The organism is Microcystis aeruginosa NIES-2549 (assembly GCF_000981785.2).
GTDB classification, from domain to species: Bacteria; Cyanobacteriota; Cyanobacteriia; order Cyanobacteriales; family Microcystaceae; genus Microcystis; species Microcystis aeruginosa_C.
Genome location: NZ_CP011304.1, coordinates 292,173 through 311,902, shown reverse-complemented (window position 1 = coordinate 311,902; position 19,730 = coordinate 292,173). Strand labels below are relative to the sequence as shown.

Genomic DNA, 19,730 nt, shown 5'->3' with positions numbered 1-19,730 from the left:
GTGAACTACCTCGACTCCCTAGGCGCAGTTGTCAAGACTTCGGAATTTACAGGGGAATGCCTCAAGACAGATTTACATCCACCTTTTTGACTTACTTCTCCTCTTTGAGCAGTGGTCCGAGTTCCTGAGACCAATAATTGTCTGATGCCTTCTGCTCTTATTTTTTTAGCTGCATTTTCGTCTCTATCGTGATGTGTACCATAGCTTGGACAAGTCCATTTTCTAACTTCTAACGGCATATCAAACATTTGATAGAGACAATAAGAACAGGTTTTAGAGCTAGGGAAAAATCTATCAATCTCCATCAATAAACCGCCTTTATTCTGTAGTTTATAGTCAATAAATTTCCCTCTTGGCCAAGTTGGTAGAGCAAGTTTCTTGGTTCTATGTTAGTTGTTGTTGTATTAATCGGACAAAACCTGATGAGACTTTCTCTGTCAACTCTTAAGGAGTTGTGCGTTTCATTTTTCAATTGGGGATTTAAGAGCCAATTTTAAAGGCTTCTAGAAATAAACTATAGGTGATACCAATTTTTAGTAAATTGAGAGATTCTCGCAGAATCGGTGCTGGTTTAGCCTGGGAACTTTTTCGATAAACAATCCGGCTAGTCGCCTCCGTAAACAGCAGCAATAAACCGGCAGCGGTGACATCCCATTGAGCAGTTTGACCAGCAGTAGTGACAATTGCTTGACCAGAAAAAACTCCAAATAAAACACAAATTATCTGGAGGGAAATCCGCCGCCAAGGATTACCAAAAAAGCTATTAAATCGACTGCTGGTGACATTAGCCAGCGTACTTAAACGGGTGCGTTGCATGGTCATATTTATTTAGAAGTAATACGATTAAGAAGCCACAAAGAGGTAACAATACCAGTAAAGTGAGCGAGAATTGTATTAGTATTAGCCTGCACAATTAACAGGTCAACAGAATTAACAAATTGACTGGGGTTAGAGGCAACATTAAAAGTACCTTGGGGAACATTGAGGGATTTAATTAAGACGATTCCCGCCAAGGCTTGCGCTCCCAAAATCGTTAAAAACATCCCGATAATATTAGCGATTAAACCCTGACGGATTAATTGAATAGTATCGGATTTTTTCGGGCGACTATCTTGATCACCCCTCAACATTTGACGGGCGATTTTCATGTAACGAGAGGAAAAGAAAATGGCAACCACCAAGAAACCAGCCCCACCAATGGCACATAAAACACCGATTTCAATACCGGAAGTGCGTTGTCTCGTCCCTAATAAACTAGCGGTAGCAATGAGTAATAAAACCCCTGAAATTACGCCTAGGACAATCTGCGTCCAAAAACCGATTCTTCCCTGACGTAAAAGGATATTAGCAGCCCGTTGGACGGCGGGAGGCAAGGAATAAAGATCAGAATCTCTAGGGGTGGATATATTGGTAATTTCTGATTGTTTGTCTCTCATCGGGGTTAAGCTAGGGATTGGGTAAATCTAGTCCTGATCTATTTTCGTCTTTTTTTTTGCCCATGGCTAGAGATTTAATTTTGGCACTGACTGGCTATCTGTTTAGCTTCTACCTGTAAACGCTGGGCCATACGAAACATTTCTTGACCAGTGTGGAGAGAGCGATCATCGTAGTTAAGGGTAAAGGTTTCTAATTCTTCTAGTCCGTCAGTGAGATGATTGAGACAGTAGTAGAGAGAAGCGGCCACTTTAGCCATTTTGGCAGGATTAGGCCGTTGGGAAAAGAGGGTTTTGGCTCGATCGAGATTTTGGCGACAGGTTTCTAGATAGTCTTGAAAAACAGCCATTAACCGATCATCGAAGGGATCCGCGGATAGGTGATCGATCTGACCTTTGAGGGGCCGGATAATTTGACCGATCAGGCGATTAATCGGGCTATAGGTCTGGTTATACCACTGTTTGACTAGGGCCTCGTCTTCCTGGACCGTTTCTTTGTAACGATGATAATTTGCTTGGGCGGTGGCGGTGCGTTGGGCGCGTTTTTCGGGAGAATTGGCGATTAGTTGGTTATCGTAGTCCTTTCTTAGTCTCGGATCGCTTAAAATCTCGTAGGCGGCGTTAATAGCGACGATTTTATCGTGACTGGCACTATCGTTTTGACTATCGGGATGGAATTGTCTGGCTAAACGCCGATAAGCCCGTTTAATCTCCTCAGGGGTCGATTTATGGCTAATTTCTAAGGTTTGGTAGTGGTTGCCGGTCATGAGCGCAAGCGATCGATCTGTCTTTTGTTATTATCGACCATGGTTAACGCGGCAGAGAAGGGGAATTGTCGAGAGTGGGAAAGTGGGGTGTGGGGTGTGGGGTGTGGGGTGTGGGGTGTGGGAAGAATACATAAAAATAATCTCCTGTTTCCTGAATACTGACTTCTGACTCCCGACTTCTGACTTCTAACCCAATGTTTGCCAAAGATAAGCAAAAGTTATATATTGACCCAAAAAACTTGAGAATATTTAAATTAACATTCCGCAATATTTATAAATTCTTAAGAATTAATTGAGAAAGATTTTTATTTAACAACGATTTTACAATGGTTACAGCGATTTGATAGAATTTCATAGTGGGTTATTCTGTGCTTTTTTGGGTGGCAAGGGTTGAAACCCTTGCCACACCTACAAGGTAATCCTAATTAAGACGGGTAAATTAGTCAATTTCACCCACAACGATGATCTTTTTTTTGTTTAGTTTTATTACAAAGAAAAAGTTGTTTTGACAAAAAGCACAAAGTATGAATTATGAATTGGGGAGAAGGGAGGGGGAGAGGGGGAGAAGGGAGAATAAATAAAAATAATCTTCAGAATTCTGAATTGAGAATACTGACAAAATTGGCAATAATTAGACAAAAGGATTGATTTCAGGGATATCCTCGATCGAGGGTAAGTCTATTTGGCCCGATCGCTCTTGTCTAAGATAATAGGGACAATGAAGCTGACAATCGGGACGATGGGGAAAATCGACTAAATCATTTTGGTATGCTGATAGATAGAGATCGAGATCCTTCAATAAACGGCGTAAATCCCGTCCTGTCCGTTGGTGTAGTTTGCGATTATAGTTAAAAGTAATTTGTTCGGGGCTGCGGGGTAACTGCACAAACCAATAGGTCATCGATAAACTATCAAGAGGATAAGCAGAAGTTTCTGCCAAAACATACAGATAAAGTCTCGTCTGCCAATTTTTGGCTAGTTTGTCGGCATCGATAGGTTTTAAGTAGGTTTTCCAGTCAAAAATTACCGCTCGATCGCTCTCTAGTAAAATTAAATCATAGATAACCGTTAATAAATAATTACCCACAGTTAAACTGCGACAATGTTCTGCTTCTCGATTAGCTTCTCCCGGATTTTGGGCAATTGCCGGGGCGGCCTTTAATAGGGCCGTTAAACAATGTTCTAACTGTTCATTTTCGCGTAATAGGGACGTGATCGGCAGCCCTAATTCCCGCTGCTGTAATAATAGGTGAAACTGACTGCCCCATTCTTGCCGCTGCAATTGCCCGGGGTCAGCCGGTGTGTTAAGTTGCTCTAGATAGACTTTTTGAAATCTCGGTGGACAGGTTTCCAATAGGTTTAAATGGCCCTGGGCAAGACGATAGATATTAGACATGATAGAGTTATAGTTGCTCAAACAGGAGTTAGTCTATGGTTTTTGGCTGACAGATGCTAAGAAGGTTGAATAGCCAGAGTATTTAGTAACATTTGATAGACAATACCCAAAGAAATTGATTAGGAAAATCTATGCTTAAGAAAAAGGATCATGACGGCCTTTCTCATAAAGATGAAGTGTAACGTAATTTGGTGTTGACGACGGAGGACTGACCCACCAAAACAAAAACTTCCTATCTCATCATTAAGATCAGCTGCCCGCCTATTTAAATTGCTTGTTGAGATGAGGGACTGTGGCAGTCTTGCAACAGTAAAAGGATTGGGAGAGATTGACCTAATCTAAGGATCGGGGGTTAAAATACGTCTTAGCTTATTGACAGACAATAGCTTTTTAGAGCTATAATCAGGGTTTTATGCCGAGAAAAGTCCCTGTTTACTTAATAAAGAAAATTTGACAGACTTATATAATAATGCTTGCTAGTGAAGCTTCTCGATAATTGATTCCCCATGACTTGGTTATATAAAACCCCCGGTATTCCCGATGAATTGTTTGAACGTTTGCCCGGGATTCCCCTGAGTAAACGCGAGGTGAGATTATTGATGATTTCCGCTTTGCGGTTAGGTGATGGGGGGGTTTTCTGGGATATAGGCGCAGGAACCGGCACTATTCCCGTTGAAATTGGCTTATTATGCCCCAATAGTCCGATTATTGCTATTGAAAGGGATGAAGAAGTGGCCAGTTTAATCCGCCGTAATTGCGATCGCTTTGGGGTAAAAAATGTTACGGTTTTTGAAGGCAGCGCACCCGATTGTCTGCCCAATATATCCCTCGCACCCGATCGCGTCTGTATCGAGGGCGGCAAACCGATTAAATCGGTTCTGCAAGAAGTGTGGCAATACCTGAAACCCAACGGCCGCATCGTGGCTACGGCCAATAATTTAGAAACCCTCTATCAATTTTCCGAAGGCTTTTCTAATTTACAGGCGCGTAATATCGAGATTGTCCAAGCGGCAGTAAATCGCCTAGAAACTAGGGGTATTCACCAAGTTTTTGCCGCCGTTGATCCCATGTTTATCCTGAGCGGCGATAAACTTTAATTGTGGATAACCTTCCATAAAGTTTTCTTAATCTATATAATTATGACAATGCCGCCTAACTTCTCTGGATTAACCATGCCTTGGCCACGCATTGTCAGCGCTATTTTTGCTATTGCCTTCGCACTGGGAATTATTATCGTTGGGGGTTGGTATTTCACCCTCGGCATCGGTGTTATCGTCTTTTTGGGACAATTAGAGTATTTTCGCTTAGTTCGCGCTAAAGGCATTGAACCGGCCGCTAAAACCACTCTTGTAGTTTCACAATTATTACTGCTGACGGCAACTATGGCAGCCCCCCTCACCGATGCCATGTTTCCCCTGGCTGGGGCGTTAATTTGTTTTTATCTGCTCTTTCAGCCAAAAATGGCGACAATTGCCGATATTTCCACCTCAATTCTCGGTCTGTTTTACGGTGGTTACTTACCCAGTTATTGGATTCGTTTACGCGTCGGTTTTTCTCCCGAAAGTGGTCCCGTGGCTATGGCCAGTAACTTACCCCTGATGGGATATTGGCCGGAATCCTGGATGGAACCGAAATTATTCCCGGCCGCTTTGACGGTGACTTTTCTAGCTTTCGGTTGCATTTGGGCCGCCGATATCGGAGCCTATATCATGGGAAAATGGTTAGGGAAAACCATTTTATCGCTGATTAGTCCCAAAAAAACCGTGGAAGGTTCCTTTTTTGGCATTTTAGGCAGTATAGCGGTGGCCGATTTGGGTGCTTGGTATTTAGATTGGCCCTATTGGCAGCTGACGGGCTTAATTTTAGGCTTATTAATTGGTATTGTCAGTTTATTGGGCGATTTGACCGAATCGATGATGAAACGCGATGCCGGGGTCAAGGATTCCGGGCAGTTAATCCCCGGTCACGGTGGTATACTCGATCGCACTGATAGTTATGTGTTCACCGCTCCCCTAGTATATTATTTCGTCACTTTACTGCTGCCCTTGTTGCGCTAGTAATTTGTATCTTCTCCAGTGCTAGATTAAAGATTAAACCCAAATTTGCGATTATGTCAGCAGTCGTCCATCCCCGGGGTAAAGTTTATCTTCTCGGTGCGGGAATCGGTCAGAGCAGTTTTCTCACCCTGCAAGCGCGAGCAATTTTAGCCACGGCCGAGGTTTTGCTGTACGATGCCCTAGTGGATAGTCAAATCTTCTCCCTAGTGCCAAAAACCTGTGTTTTAGTCGATGTAGGCAAACGGGGGGGACAACCCGGGGCCGAGCAGAATCAGATTAATCGGATACTGGTTAATTATTGTCAAGAGGGAAAACGAGTTATTCGGCTTAAAAGTGGTGATCCGGGGGTTTTTGGGCGAGTATATCCTGAAATGTTAGCCTTAAAGCAGGCTGGCTGTGATTTTGAACTGATAACCGGTATTTCCTCCGCTTTAGCCGCTCCTTTATTGGCCGGAATTCCCCTGACCGAAAAGGATATTAGTCGCTGTTTTGCGGTCTTGAGCGCTCACGATACCGAGTCTCTCGATTGGTCAGCCTTAGCTAAAATTGATACACTTGTGCTATTGATGGCCGGTCAGTCTTTAGGGCAAATTATCGAGAAATTATACCAAAATGGGCGGAATATTGACGACTCGATCGCTATTATCCGTCAGGCGGGACGCAAGGATCAAAAAATTTGGCGCGGCACTTTAGAAAATATTCTCGCTCAAACCGCCGGGGTGTCCCTCTCACCCTCTATTATGGTCATTGGTCAAGTTGTGGATCTGGCGATTATGTCTTCTCCCCCACCCCTAGGCGGTAAAACTATTGTTATTACCCGTGCCGCCGAGCAAACGAGTCAATTTAGCGAAATTTTGCAAAATCAAGGCGCAGAAGTCCTGGAAATGCCCGCTTTAGAGATTCGTCCCCCCGACAGTTGGCAAGGTTTAGACGATGCCATCGCTCAGTTAAAAGAGTTTGATTGGCTGATTTTAACTTCTGCCAATGCTGTTAATTTTTTCTTCGATCGCTTGACATTTTGGGGAAAAGATGCTAGGGCTTTAGCGACCGTAAAAATCGCCGTGGTGGGCAAAAAAACCAGCCAAGTTTTGCACTCACGGGGATTAAAAGCGGATTTTATCCCGGGGGATTTTGTCGCCGATGCCTTGGTAAACGAGTTTCCCGACCCGATTAGGGGGCAAAAATTCCTCTTTCCTCGCGTGGAAACGGGAGGCAGAGAGATATTAGTTAAGGAATTAACGGCCAAAGCCGGTCAGGTGACGGAAGTGGCCGCATATTATTCCGGATGTCCGGCACGCATGGATAGTGGCATCTGGGAAGCGTTTCGAGATGGGAAAGTCGATATAGTCACCTTTGCCAGTTCCAAAACCGTCCAGAATTTTTATCAGTTATTGCGACAAGAAACGGCAGAATTATCGGTTAATTCCCTCTTAGAAAAAGTTTGTCTGGCTTCTATTGGTCCGCAAACTTCAAAAACCTGTCAAGAGTTATTTGGTCGTGTTGATATCGAGGCGCAAGAATACACCCTAGAAGGATTGACTAGCGCTTTAATCGAGTGGAGTAAGACCTAACATCCTCGCCGCCGTATTTGCGGCAGCCGGGGTTGGGAGGATCAAAGCCCCTTATCAAGGGTGGCTTTTCACTGGTTTAAAATGTCTAAATCTGTGTTGGCTTATACCATTTTTCAAAAAGTGTGTCATACATGGTATTAAGTAAGTGGTTTCAATTAAATTGAAGATAGATTTTGGTTTCGATCCTCCCCTGCCCCCTTAATCCCGCCTTAATAAGGGGGATGTGACAATTTTTAACACCTATCTACTTAGGAGAGGGGAGCAAGAATAATTGTCTAATTTTAAAATTTAGCTGTGATTGGCAGTTAATTTATTGACAAAATCTCGATGTTCTGTTGTCTCTAACCCCCGCTGCAAAATAACTAAAACTTTTCCTAAGTCGCCCATTAATAAAGCGTTTTTATCCAGCCATAAACCGGGGAAGATTTGGGAGCGCATTATGGCATCACTATGGGGTTCTAGTTGAATATATTCTCCTGCCTGTAGCCGAAACCAATCAATTTCTTGTTCATAAAACCGCCAGACTAGATATTCTTGGACTTGATTGCGACGGTAAACATTTAATTTTTGATGAACATCGTAGGAAGCACTGGAAGCGGCAATTTCGACAATTAATTCCGGCGCGCCTTCTACATAATCATCTTGACTAATTGTCGATTGTCCTCCCTTATCAATTCTTAATAGGGCATCCGGTTGGGGTTCGTTATCAATATCTAATCTCACGGTGCAATTATCCCCTAATTGCAGATAGGGGGTAAAAGCTTTATAAAAACCCAACCATAACATAATATGCGCGTGGGGTTCACCATGTTGGGTAATTCTCAAGGGAGATGCCATATAAACAATTCCTTCAATTAATTCCGCTTTTTTGAGATGGGGCATCCCTTGATAACGTCGTTCAAATTCCCATCGAGTTAATTTATCGCCGTTTTCTAGGGGAGGAATTGTTAAAGAATCAGCTATTACTGGGGTAGTTGTCATAAGTTTTCTCTTTTCACCCTCTAGTTAATTTTTGCCCACTATCGGATCAGAATTTTTTCCTAATCTTCCATTATTATAACATCCATCGGTAGGGTGTGTTAAAGTAGCTCAACACACCCACAAAAATCAATTAGAAGTCAGCAAATAATCCATTAATTTGATCAAAGTTTTTTCTCCCATTTTATCTACTCGATCAGTGATATCATTAAGAGAAATAAAGGGCTTCTCCTTTAGAAAATTTCCAGTAACTGTTTTATTTATTCCCGCTTTTTTAAGTTGATTAGCATCACAGCTATTCAAAAGCTCTAAAATCGACTTAGAAGGAGGAGAAGCAGGAGGAGGAGGAGAAATAATAATTTTTTCTTCCAGTCTTTTGATTTCTTTTTGGTACTCCTCTCGGATTGCTTGTAACTGGGTTTCTAATCGTTTTTCAAGATTACTCACCCTCAATTCTAGAGGATTATCTGTTTTTTCAGGCGTGGTAATTAACCCAGGAGAAGGAGATAATAACTTTATTTGCTTTAAAGCGATATTCTCCGCTTCTTTATCAACTACAAAAGCGTTAATCATCTCGATGTCAGGAACTTTCTGATTGGCGATGACAGAAGCATAATATTCTAAATCTCCACTGATAATATTATAACGTTCATCAACTTTTTTATTATCAGCTTTTTTGAGAATAGCAGGGCGAATAAGTCCACCCATTTCAATAATAAGATTGGCTAAATTCTCCAATTCAGTTTCAGAGAAGGTTTCTCTGGGAAGAGAAGGATTAATATCAGTAATATCGACTCGTAAAAATTTACACATTTATTTAACTCCTATTTTAGCTAAAACTTCCAGTGCTAAGGCTTCAAATTCTGCTGCTGATACTCCCGCATCAGCTTGATGTTCCGCATAATCGATTATAGATTGGGGAGCAGGAATTTCTAAATCTCCCACGGTAACGTATTGATTTATACAGCGAGATAAAGGCATTCTTTCCGAGATAATTGATTCCATCAAGGGTAAACCATACTTGTCTGGAATCACTTGTTTTTGTTTGGGGAAATTATATTTTAAGTATTGAGCGTGGGTGGAAATTTTGGAAGGTAAAACGCCTAAAATTTGTAGGGTTGGTTTACCCAAATCTCCACGACTTTCATTTATTTCCTCTTGAACAAAGTTTTTAACGCTATCTAATCCTTGATTAGAAAATGGTTTAAGATCTGAAGGAATTATTAGATAGTCAGCTGCAATTAAAGCAATGCGTGCATATAAATCAAGTGCGGGAGGTGCATCAATAATTACAATATCGTATTGATTATTTACTTTCTCTAATTTTCTTGCCAATCTAGCAAATACCGCTGCATTATCTTTAATTTTAGCTTGGTTAGCAATTAAAGATATGTGAGAGGGAATAACATCAATTTCGGGATGATTGAATCCTTGAGACTTTCTGACGATATTCTCAATAAAAATGCGGTTACTGTTATCTAGCAAATGAAAGACATTTTTATCTTTTAAATCATCGTCATCATCGAATTGAAACTTAATTAAACCAACGGCAAAAGTACTGTTAGCTTGAGCATCAATATCAATTAATAAAACTCGCTTACCTTTTTTACTCAAGGCTGCCGCTAGATTGGTAGCGACGGTGGTTTTACCAACACCACCTTTATGATGATAAATTGCGATGGTTTTCATGGGATTTTTGTGGTTGATTGTTGGAGAATTAAGCGGTGGAATACCCAGGGATAAAGTTTCGTAGCCAATCAGAGATTTTAACTGTTCTAAGTGAGAGGCAATTTCTAACCCAGAACATCTAAAAACTAAATAAATTTTATCGGGTTTTCTTCGATAAAGTTGAATCTCATCACCATTGGTTAATAATCCCCACTGCACTTTAAAGTAGTTGAGATAATAACCTAAGCGGTGACAATGATTGATGAGCTTTTCTCTGGGGTTTTTAGCCTCGATGATTAGACAGTGAGAGGGTAAAAACTGCTTTTTGTTGATAGGTTTTTGAGCGGAAACAAGGAAATCTAGGCGGACTTTACCGAAGCTAACTTGTTGATACCAATGTTCAGGATTGTAGCCTAGTTTGGGGAGTAAATACTGGACAATTAATTTACTCTCCACTTCCCTTTCGTTATGACAATGGTGAGGGTTGAAAGTCACATATTTGAGGAAATACTTAAAAACAACTTATTGTTAGTTTAAATGGTGATAGCCCTTCCCGTCAAGGTAAAGCACAGACTAAACTTAATCAAGTATTTCAGCGGCAAGAACAAACCCCATCTATCCCAGAAAAGCTATATATTGAGATGAATATCAGTAAATTTAAGGGTTTATGGCAGTAGGATGTTTATCTAGCACTTTTGACAATGACAGAGAAAACCATCCTACTTACAGCTTAAATTAATTAAACTGCATAATTTTCTCGGCTACTTTCTGGGAAATAAAAGGTAAAATTGAGCGATTTTGACTGTTATCTTTTCCCTCGGTAAATACCACCAAGAGATAGGGAGTATGATGGGGAATTTCAATATAGGCTGCATCGTGACGTACTTGACTTGTCCAACCAGCTTTTGACCAAATTTGACTATTTTCTGGTAATCCTTGCCCCAAAAATCCTAAGATTTGTGTATCATCTCCTTGACTTGTCCAATCAGCAGGATTAAGACTTCGTTTTAGTAAAGACATCATCATCTGGGAACGTTGGGAAGAAACCGCAATCCCCCCGATAATAGTATGAATTAAACGCGCCACTGCATTGCTAGTTAACATATTGCGATTCTCCATTAATTCCCCTAAAAAAGCGCGTTCACGTCCATAGGGACCGTCAGACCAAGTTTTTTGATTAACGTTAATTGTCGCTAATTCCGGCCAATTTAAGGATTGAAAATAACGATTAACTATGTTGCGTTGTTGCTTCCAAGTTTCAAAGGGACTGGCGGCAATTTCTGGACCGCTAGTGGTTCCTGTAACCAGATCTACAACTAAACTGGTAGCATCATTACTAGAGTCAAAAATCATGTCACGAATGGCGCGATTTAATTCGGTGCTTTCGGGAATCATTCCCCCCTCTAACCACTCATGAATTGCTACTAGATAAAATAATTTAACTAAACTGGCAGGATAGGTTCTTTCTTGTCCGCGATAACTAAATCCGCGGGGGGAATATTTCCAGAATTCTTCGTGAGAAATTGCTCCCCCCGTGTTGACGACAACGGGAGGATCATATACTATCCAAGTTAGGGCAATTTGTTCTTGAGCTAATTGGGGAAATTCTCGCCAAGTTGTTTCTAAAATATCTGTACCGAACTGTTGGAGATGGTCTTCAGTATGAAAAAAGTTCATAGGTGTGCTGCAAAGTCAAGAGTTAGAAGGTGGATAAATTCTTGAATCGGCAATTCTCATTTTACGGTAAAATTTACCGATAATTAATTATTTGAGAGCTTCTGAGTTTAATGTTTATATCTACCGATGAGGTTCATCTCTATTTTATCAGTCTTGATCCCTCTGGGGATAGACTAGAAAAACTGGCTTCTTTGCTCTCGGAAGATGAAATAATTAGAGCTAATCGTTACCATTTTCCCGAACACAAGCGGCGTTTTTTGGCGGCTAGGGGGTGTTTACGCGAGATTTTAGGGTCATATTTGGCGATAAGTCCCGAAAAAATCGAGTTTATCTACAGTGAACGGGGAAAACCGAGTATTAACTACCAATTGCAGTTTAATCTCTCCCATTCCGAGGAGATGGCAATCTGTGGCTTGACTTTAACCGCTCGCATCGGGGTAGATTTAGAGAAAATGCGCCAGATGAAAGATTTAAATAGCTTGACAAAAAGGTTTTTTTGTGCTAAGGAACATGAGCTTGTTGAAAAGTCCCCAGAGAAGGAAAAGCTATTTTTTCAGTTATGGACGGCAAAAGAGGCTTATTTAAAGGCACTGGGAACGGGAATTAGCGGGGGACTCGATCGAGTGGAAGTGGGCCTTAATCCCTTAAAATTAGACAATGTGGCGGGGGAATGGCAATTATGGACGGCAGCAATCGGCGATAATTATCGAGCGACGGTGGTTATCGAAGGTAGCGATCGAGTGATTAAAACCTTTGGCCTTTCTGATCTATGATTAATTGGGGAGTTAATTGCCTTGAGAAATTCAGTAATTATTCCTAGCTATCTCAAAAAGCTTGTCCTTAATTATTACTTAACCTTGTTTTCTCTATGCGAATTGCTCTTTTTACAGAAACCTTCTTACCGAAAATCGATGGCATTGTCACCCGTCTTAAACATACCGTAGAACACCTACAAAGATTAGGTCATCAGGTATTAGTTTTCTCTCCCGATGGCGGTTTAAAGGAGTACAAAGGTGCTAAAATTCATGGAGTTACAGGGATTCCCTTACCCCTATATCCGGAATTAAAAATGGCTTTCCCCCGGCCTTCAGTCGGTCAAGCTTTAGAGAGGTTTAAACCTGATATTATTCATGTGGTTAACCCGGCTGTTTTAGGGGTGGGAGGCATTTATTTTGCCAAAACTATGAACATTCCCCTCGTCGCTTCCTATCATACCCATCTCCCCCAATACCTACAACACTATGGATTAGGTTCCCTAGAAGGATTACTCTGGGAATTATTAAAATTGGCCCACAATCAAGCAAGTTTAAATCTCTGTACTTCCACCGCTATGGTGCAAGAATTATCTAGTCGTGGCATTGAAAAGGTAGAGCTTTGGCAAAGGGGAGTCGATACGGAATTATTTCAACCTCATTTAAAATCCCCAGCTATGAGACTGAAATTATCCCAAAATAACCCCGATAGTCCTCTCTTATTATACGTTGGTCGAGTGTCGGCCGAAAAAGAAATCGATCGCATTAAACCAGTCTTAGAAGCGATTCCCGAAGCAAGATTTGCCATTGTGGGAGATGGTCCCCATCGGGAAGCTTTAACAAGTCATTTTGCTGACACAAATACCCATTTTGTCGGTTATTTACAGGGGTTAGAATTAGCCTCCGCTTTTGCTTCCGCAGATGCTTTTCTGTTTCCCTCACGCACAGAAACCCTCGGTTTGGTACTCTTAGAATCCATGGCTGCCGGTTGTCCGGTGGTGGCGGCAAATTCGGGGGGAATTCCCGATATTGTCACCGATGGAGTTAATGGTCATCTCTTCGATCCTAGGGATGAAAAGGGTTTAATTAGTGCCACCCAAAGATTACTAACCGCCAAGGCAGAAAGAGAGGAATTACGACGAAATGCGCGTCTAGAAGCGGAAAAATGGGCATGGCAAGCGGCCACCAAACAGTTATTAAATTACTATCACCAAGTTTTGAATAATAATTCTGTGGCTTTTGCCGCTTAATTGTTGTCAAAATGCTCGAATTTAACCGCAAAAACCTTGACCTATTGTAACTTTTATGGCCAGCGCACCCAGTACCACCTTAGATAAGTCCACCCAAGGGGTGAAAAAGACTTATCCCAACTATAAAGTTATTGTTCTCAACGATGACTTTAACACCTTCGATCATGTGGCCAATTGTTTAATTAAATATATCCCGGATATGACTACCGAGCAAGCTTGGGAATTAACTAATCAAGTTCACTACCAAGGACAGGCAATTGTCTGGACAGGTCCCCAAGAACAAGCGGAACTTTATCACCAACAATTGCGACGGGAAGGATTAACCATGGCTCCCCTAGAGGCCGCATAATTATGAATAATGGTCGCTTAGTTTGGAATCATTCTACTCATATTCCGGGGTTGATTGCGGTATTAGAAAAGTTAATTACTTATCAGGGAATCACCACTGTCACCCCGGGGGTACTTTCTCGCTCAAAAGGTCATTGTCCGCGGTTACAATTGCGGATATCAGTGCCGATTCGTGGTGGTTTTAAGCTGATTGCGAGGACAGGAAAAAGTGTTCAGGAAGTCTTTGTTATTACCGATTTAAACCAAGAGGATTTAGAAATGGCTATCCAAGCTTGTTTAGGAAAATAACTGTCGTGGGTGCGTTGTTGAAAAGCTGCTGGTTACTAATCATTGTTTTTCTGTTTTTCTGTTTACATTCTCTCCCTAGTTTGGCAGTAGTGGATAGGGTTCCCTTAACAGTAACTTTATTGCAGGAACGTTTAAGCGCACCCGTCCTTAAAGAAGGGATGACTACTATCGATTTAGCCAATTTAGTTATCGATATCCGCGATGAAAATAAAGAACTGCAAGAACAATTTTATCAACAGATTCAAGGTCAAATTAATCGCGCTAAACAACCCCTAGGTTTAGATTTTAGTAATTCCTTAATTCAAGGCAATTTTATCGCTTCCCGTCTGGGTTTACCGACTCCTTTAACAAAAGTGGCCCTTGCTACCTTGTTATCACCCACGGAAGAACAGTTATTACAACAGGACGAAAATTTTTTATTCGATAGCGATGAACCGGTTTTTAATGTCACAGTATTTCGTGGACCGGTGAAGTTGCAGGGAACCGTATTTATGGGAGAAGTGGACTTTTCTAAGACTTTTTTTCTGCAAATTGTCGAAGCAATGGCAGCAAAATTTAGTCGTGAAAGTAATTGGGTAGAATCGCGTTTTGCTAGGGTGGCAAAATTTACCAAAGCCAATTTTATGGGAGATGTAAATTTTAGTCAAAGTCAATTTTTAAATAAAGCCATCTTTCGCAGCGCACATTTTAAAAGTATTACTAACTTCCATGGCAGTCATTTTACTGCCGAAGCTTATTTTGATCAAACTAAATACGATAAACCCGCAGATTTTACCCGTACTTTCTGGCAAAAAGAAGCTAATTTTTCCCAAAGTCAATGGCGAGATCGTCCGCTATTTTCTAAGAGTAGATTTTTAAATTTATTAACCTTTAGAAATGCCACTTTTGAAAAATCGGGCGCTTTCCGGTCTAGTTATTTTAATGGTGTGGTTAGTTTTCAAGATGTGAAACTTTTAGATCAGGTAGATTTTAGTAATTCCACTTTTACTAACAATAGTTATTTGAGTGTATCGGGATTAGCTTTTGATTCCGATAAAGCGAAAATACTGGGAGATAGAGGAGTAATTGGTCAAGCAATTTATTTACCAACTTTAACAGGAAATGAGACAGTTTTAAGAAATTTAGTTCGTAATTTTCGCTCCCTAGAACAAATTGCTGATGCTAATCAAATTGAATACAAAACCGAAAAATTGCGATTACAACAGTTAAAACAAAAGCTAAATAATATCTCAGTTATTCGCCTAATTAACCTCACTTGGGTAGCTGATTTTCTACATACTTCTTTCCTTGCTTTACTATTACTCTTAAGTCAAGATGGTACAAATTTTAGTTTAGTTTTCGGGACAGGAATCATAATTTTTGCCTATTTTGGCTGTTTATTTTGGTTAATTGATCGCGTGCGTCGTCTCACTCCTAAACCAGTAATTCCTAATCGTTATGAAATCTTTTGTATGGTAACTAGCTATATTATTCTCACCCTTTCTGGTGTGTTTAATATCCTGCAATCTGCCAGTCGTCCCCTACTAACTTTAACAGCTATTGCCCTAATTCTTGTCCCCTTACCCCTAATTTTAATTATCGAACTTTATCGTCGGGGACGCTATCACGATTTAATGGATAGTTCCTATTTCCTGCAAGATGGTAGTATGCGACAATTACGCTTATTAATCACCCGTTTACCCGTGGTTCCCGAATTTCCCCTCTTTCGCGATCGTTATACTCCTATTCCTTGGCAAAAGCGTTGGAATTGGTTAAATTATTACGATTTAAGTCTCAATAATTTGCTAAAATTAGGCTTTAATGATTGGCGAGTTCGCGATCGAGAATTACCCGCTATCATTTCTTTTTTAGTTTGGTATCAATGGGGTATCGGCATCTTTTATATTACTCTCCTTATCTGGACTCTCTCGCGCACGATTCCGGGGTTAAATCTCTTGATTTATTTAAAATAAACTGTAAAAATTTGAATACAGCAGTTATCTTTTCGTTTTGGGTAACAGAAATATGAGTGGAAAAATGACCCTTACTTTAAACCGTGATACCTACGGAAGGTTACTAGCCGAGTATCTACCAAAAGTGATAGAAAACGAGGCAGAAAACGAACAGGCTATTAACCTAGCTGAGGCCTTATCTCATCGAGAAAATCGCAGTCTAGAAGAAACCACCTTGTTAAATTTACTCTTGACTTTAATCGAAAAGTACGAACAAGATCATTATCCCCTTGAAGAATCAGAACCCCATTCAATACTCTGGGAATTCATGGAAGCTAACAACTTACAAGAAAAAGATTTATCAGATATACTAGGTTCAAAAACAATAGTTTCTGATATTCTTATTGGCCAACAAATAATAACAGAAAAACAAGCTATAAAGTTAGGACAGTTTTTTCACGTTGACTCAAGTTTATTTTGAACGCCTACCTACTTAAGCTCTTGACTATCTAAATTACTCGACTCTTTTAAGGTTGTGGTGATGAGCAAATCTGATCGAAGAAAAGACACCACCCACATTTTTTAGCCAATATTCAAGGAGGGAAATTGAAGTTGAGAAAAGGGGGATATCTCCAAGAAAATTTATCCCTGAAATTCCGTCAAAACCCCATAGATAGCCCAGATAGCCATGGCGCGTAAATAATGACAGGCGCGAAAAGTTCCCACCGATGTTATTGCTTCTGGGGTGCGAAATTGTAAGCCATTTTCATAGACTTGTTTCACCACCGCTTCTGTAATTTGCCATCCTTGCTTTTCCATTCCCATTTGTAGTAAAAAAGCCACCAACCCAAAATTAATTCCTACCCAAACTTCCAAGGGATGAGTTGCCTCGGGATTTTCGGGAGTACCATCGGGTTTTAAACCATTTGCCGCCCCAAATTTTCCCCCATGAAACTTGAGAAAACAAGCCTCATAAATCTTACTTAAAGCTGATTGCGTGTATTGATTTTCTACCACATCCGGTAAAGCCAATAAACGGGCATAAAATTGACCGCATAATTGATCAGTCATCACCACATCGGAACCACTGCCACTATCTAAATTATAATATTCTCCATTCCAGAGAGTCTGATGATAAATAGCGCGAGATTGCTGTAACCAACCGGCAAAAATTGCCGTATCTTCCCCAAGAATTGCCCCAATTTTAATCGTTGCTTCTAGTGCCGCTATCCACAACCCACCACAATAGGCACTAATTCCCTGTAAACGCCAATCATCAAAGGTTTGGTCTGGTGCGCCGGAATTTTCGGGAATCCCATCCTTATCAAGGTCAAAAGTTTTTAAATATTGCAAAGTCAGGACAATTGACGGCCAACATTCCCGCAGAAAATCCTCATCTTTAGCCCCCGTTAATAAATAATCCCGATAGACTAATAAAACAAAATCACTGCCTAAGTCTTTCCAGAGATTACAATCTTGATAACTGGTGTAATTGCTCTTTTGCCAAGGGTGTTCATTGGGTGCGCCTAAATCGTGGGGAGTGGCATTTTTAGCCTTACGAATGGCACTAGCTTGGTTATATCCAATAATCCGAGGAGTGTCGTCACTGCTGGGAATTGCCCTCGCAAAAGCTTCCATCACGGCCTTTTCTAAGCGCGGCCATAACATCAATAACCCAAAGGAACCATAGAGACGCACATCAAGACTTTCATACCAACGATAATCAATACATTCTAAGACCCCAAATTGACCGATGGCATCCCGTTCCGTGGCGGCCGTCCAGAGAGTACCGCCGTCAGTTAGGAGGTATAATTCGTTAAATAAAGCCATTTTAAACCAATCGGCCAGATCGCTGCGTTCTAGGATCGGTTTTTGCCAGTTAATAATATTTTCTCGCCATGTGTCGCCGTGTTTTAAAGCCGTGCGTACCATCGCCCAAGCATTTTGACCATTGCGACCGAAAAAGTCCGTATAACGACGATAATAGTTAATTCCTTGGGCAAATTCCGTGACGGGTAAATCCCAAGCTAAAATAAAAGGAATTTTGCGAGTTTTCCCCGGACGAATGGTAAAACGAATCGCCATGGCCGTGGCCGTTTGTTCCCCTTTTTGGGCGGGGGTTTCGTCCTCAATATCTGGTAAAGAGCCATTCATGGCGAAATAGTCCCAAACTTCGCCCCCATCGCCCGCAGGGTTCCATTTACCCAGATAAAATACCTCTAGACTCGGATTAGTGATACTGGCAATCGCCATCTGTCCATCCCCTTCCCCGGGGTTTTCGTAATCTCGACGCATTAGACAGCCAACGCGGAAATTATCGACAATCCATTGATTATAATTACCCTCACTTTCCCCCCATTTTGATTGATATTCATAGACGGGACTACCATCATCTCTCACCTTAACCACTGGGGATTTAATCGCGTTAGTAAACCAACCGATTGTATTTTGCCAAGTCAGCATAATACTAATAGTAATCGGTTTATCGGTGGGATTATGAGCCGTCCATTCAAATAGGGCTATAGGATAACTACTTTCTTGGTAATTATGCGCCCAAACCGGTGAGAATTGTTCACAAATTAATTGAGTCTGAAAAACATTTTTGTACTCGTACCAACTGCGGGGATAAAGGGCAGAATATGTTCCCTTTTCGGCTGGATACCACGACCAGCGCGATAATGTTCCATCCGTGGGGCTTTCCGTCGCCATAGCGTAGGCTTGGGCGCTTCCGTCTTCTGTTTGTTCAAAAATGCTAAATTGACAGGCGGCAAGGCTATTAAAACTGTGTTCACCGCCGTCCAGATGCCAGAGGTTAAAGTCACCTTTGGGGGAACGTCCGATGCAACCGGCCCCAAATCCCCCCAGAGGCATCCCATGCCAAGGACCATCATCTAAATTGCTGGCGTAACGGACGCTGTAGGGTTTTTCCCAACCTTTGCCCAGAGGACGTTTCCAAGCAGCGGCGGGAATTTCTGGAAGGGAGACGAGATTAAGCATAGATGTTTTTAAGTGGGGTGTGGGGTGTGGGGAAGTGGGGTGTGGGGTGTAGGGTGTGGGGTGTGGGGAGAATAAATAAATAAAAATAAACTCCTGACTCGGAGAATACGGACTCCACCAAGAAACTTTTTCAGTAAACCCTAATTATTCGCTAAAGAGATAATTGCTGCGATCGCTAATTGGCCAATCTTGATTTTCTCCACCGATAATTAAACGTTTAATATCGACAAAATCCTTACTTAATTGGGTCAAGGCATTGATTAAAATATCTAAAGCAATAAGATCGCTAGTACCAAGGTCAAACCAACAACGTCCCCAAGTACCTAAGTATTCAAAATCGGTCATATTGTGCATCGGTGACATAAAGGCATTTTCGGCCATATCTGGATCGTATTCCATATAACTAATATCGACTCCTACCTCTTGTACCTGTAGGTTTTCGGCATTGAAAGCCCCTAATTTACCCAAATAAAACCAAGAGGCAAAAACTTCTTCTACATATTGCTGTTCTATATTCGAGGGAACCGTCGAAAATTCCAGCCAAAACCAGACATCAAAAGGATTAAATTCGCGAAATTGCACTTCCATTTTTTTTATAGGAGACAGGAGTAGTCACT

The 19,730-nt window shown here is 41.2% G+C and carries 19 protein-coding genes and 1 pseudogene; 9 read left to right on the top strand and 11 right to left on the bottom strand.

Annotated elements, in window-relative coordinates; translation table 11 throughout:
• Positions 1–5 precede the first annotated feature (5 nt).
• The 5 genes and pseudogenes from myaer_RS01610 to myaer_RS01585 all read right to left on the bottom strand — a co-directional run.
• Positions 6–344, bottom strand: a pseudogene (locus myaer_RS01610) (zinc ribbon domain-containing protein); the annotation flags it as partial.
• A gap of 136 nt (positions 345–480) precedes the next feature.
• Positions 481–822: a DUF565 domain-containing protein gene (locus myaer_RS01605; RefSeq protein WP_002794165.1), complete on the bottom strand. Its 342-nt coding sequence runs from the start codon at positions 820–822 to the stop codon at positions 481–483.
• 2 nt (positions 823–824) lie between these two features.
• On the bottom strand, positions 825–1,436 hold the full coding sequence (locus myaer_RS01600) for a DUF3611 family protein (RefSeq protein WP_002800798.1): 612 nt from the start codon (positions 1,434–1,436) through the stop codon (positions 825–827).
• 74 nt (positions 1,437–1,510) lie between these two features.
• On the bottom strand, positions 1,511–2,200 hold the full coding sequence (locus myaer_RS01595; protein WP_046660683.1) for a J domain-containing protein: 690 nt from the start codon (positions 2,198–2,200) through the stop codon (positions 1,511–1,513).
• A gap of 631 nt (positions 2,201–2,831) precedes the next feature.
• Entirely contained in the window at positions 2,832–3,596 is a 765-nt protein-coding gene (locus myaer_RS01585) for a PD-(D/E)XK nuclease family protein (protein ID WP_046660682.1), read from the bottom strand.
• Positions 3,597–4,102: 506 nt separating this feature from the next.
• On the opposite strand from myaer_RS01585, the gene cbiT reads away from it, so the two are divergent.
• From cbiT to cobA, 3 genes are read left to right on the top strand one after another with little or no spacing between them, the layout of a single operon-like run.
• On the top strand, positions 4,103–4,693 hold the full coding sequence (gene cbiT / locus myaer_RS01580) for a precorrin-6Y C5,15-methyltransferase subunit CbiT (protein ID WP_002732225.1): 591 nt from the start codon (positions 4,103–4,105) through the stop codon (positions 4,691–4,693).
• A gap of 42 nt (positions 4,694–4,735) precedes the next feature.
• Positions 4,736–5,653 (top strand): phosphatidate cytidylyltransferase, encoded by a 918-nt coding sequence (locus tag myaer_RS01575; RefSeq protein WP_046660679.1) that lies wholly within the window; start codon positions 4,736–4,738, stop codon positions 5,651–5,653.
• A 53-nt stretch (positions 5,654–5,706) separates the two neighbouring features.
• Entirely contained in the window at positions 5,707–7,224 is a 1,518-nt protein-coding gene (cobA, locus tag myaer_RS01570) for a uroporphyrinogen-III C-methyltransferase (RefSeq protein ID WP_046660677.1), read from the top strand.
• Between the two features lie 288 nt (positions 7,225–7,512).
• On the opposite strand, the gene myaer_RS01565 is transcribed toward cobA, so the two are convergent.
• The 4 genes from myaer_RS01565 to myaer_RS01550 all read right to left on the bottom strand — a co-directional run bounded on the left by myaer_RS01565 (position 7,513) and on the right by myaer_RS01550 (position 11,547).
• On the bottom strand, positions 7,513–8,205 hold the full coding sequence (locus tag myaer_RS01565; protein WP_174236438.1) for a Uma2 family endonuclease: 693 nt from the start codon (positions 8,203–8,205) through the stop codon (positions 7,513–7,515).
• A gap of 126 nt (positions 8,206–8,331) precedes the next feature.
• Entirely contained in the window at positions 8,332–9,015 is a 684-nt protein-coding gene (locus myaer_RS01560) for a hypothetical protein (protein ID WP_046660675.1), read from the bottom strand.
• A complete protein-coding gene (locus myaer_RS01555) occupies positions 9,016–10,365 on the bottom strand; it encodes a ParA family protein (protein WP_046660674.1) in 1,350 nt (449 codons plus the stop codon).
• 240 nt (positions 10,366–10,605) lie between these two features.
• A complete protein-coding gene (locus tag myaer_RS01550) occupies positions 10,606–11,547 on the bottom strand; it encodes a serine hydrolase (protein ID WP_046660672.1) in 942 nt (313 codons plus the stop codon).
• Positions 11,548–11,657: 110 nt separating this feature from the next.
• Between myaer_RS01550 and myaer_RS01545 the strand changes: the two genes are divergently transcribed.
• The 6 genes from myaer_RS01545 (at position 11,658) to myaer_RS01520 (ending at position 16,597) form a co-directional block, all read left to right on the top strand.
• Positions 11,658–12,320, top strand: coding sequence for a 4'-phosphopantetheinyl transferase family protein (locus tag myaer_RS01545; protein ID WP_046660671.1), 663 nt, complete (start codon positions 11,658–11,660; stop codon positions 12,318–12,320).
• A 95-nt stretch (positions 12,321–12,415) separates the two neighbouring features.
• Entirely contained in the window at positions 12,416–13,549 is a 1,134-nt protein-coding gene (locus tag myaer_RS01540) for a glycosyltransferase family 4 protein (RefSeq protein WP_002775633.1), read from the top strand.
• 55 nt (positions 13,550–13,604) lie between these two features.
• Complete coding sequence (gene clpS, locus myaer_RS01535) at positions 13,605–13,898, top strand: ATP-dependent Clp protease adapter ClpS (protein ID WP_046660668.1); 294 nt, start codon at positions 13,605–13,607, stop codon at positions 13,896–13,898.
• Between the two features lie 2 nt (positions 13,899–13,900).
• Positions 13,901–14,185 carry a DUF2103 domain-containing protein gene (locus myaer_RS01530; protein ID WP_002732155.1) on the top strand — a complete coding sequence of 95 codons (285 nt, stop codon included), beginning with the start codon at positions 13,901–13,903 and terminating at the stop codon, positions 14,183–14,185.
• 5 nt (positions 14,186–14,190) lie between these two features.
• Positions 14,191–16,137 carry a pentapeptide repeat-containing protein gene (locus myaer_RS01525; protein ID WP_046660666.1) on the top strand — a complete coding sequence of 649 codons (1,947 nt, stop codon included), beginning with the start codon at positions 14,191–14,193 and terminating at the stop codon, positions 16,135–16,137.
• A gap of 52 nt (positions 16,138–16,189) precedes the next feature.
• Positions 16,190–16,597 (top strand): helix-turn-helix domain-containing protein, encoded by a 408-nt coding sequence (locus myaer_RS01520; protein WP_046660665.1) that lies wholly within the window; start codon positions 16,190–16,192, stop codon positions 16,595–16,597.
• A gap of 161 nt (positions 16,598–16,758) precedes the next feature.
• On the opposite strand, the gene myaer_RS01515 is transcribed toward myaer_RS01520, so the two are convergent.
• Both myaer_RS01515 and myaer_RS01510 read right to left on the bottom strand, forming a co-directional pair.
• Entirely contained in the window at positions 16,759–19,113 is a 2,355-nt protein-coding gene (locus tag myaer_RS01515) for a GH116 family glycosyl hydrolase (protein WP_046660664.1), read from the bottom strand.
• A gap of 144 nt (positions 19,114–19,257) precedes the next feature.
• Positions 19,258–19,701 carry a DUF3531 family protein gene (locus tag myaer_RS01510; RefSeq protein ID WP_046660663.1) on the bottom strand — a complete coding sequence of 148 codons (444 nt, stop codon included), beginning with the start codon at positions 19,699–19,701 and terminating at the stop codon, positions 19,258–19,260.
• Positions 19,702–19,730: the final 29 nt, after the last annotated feature.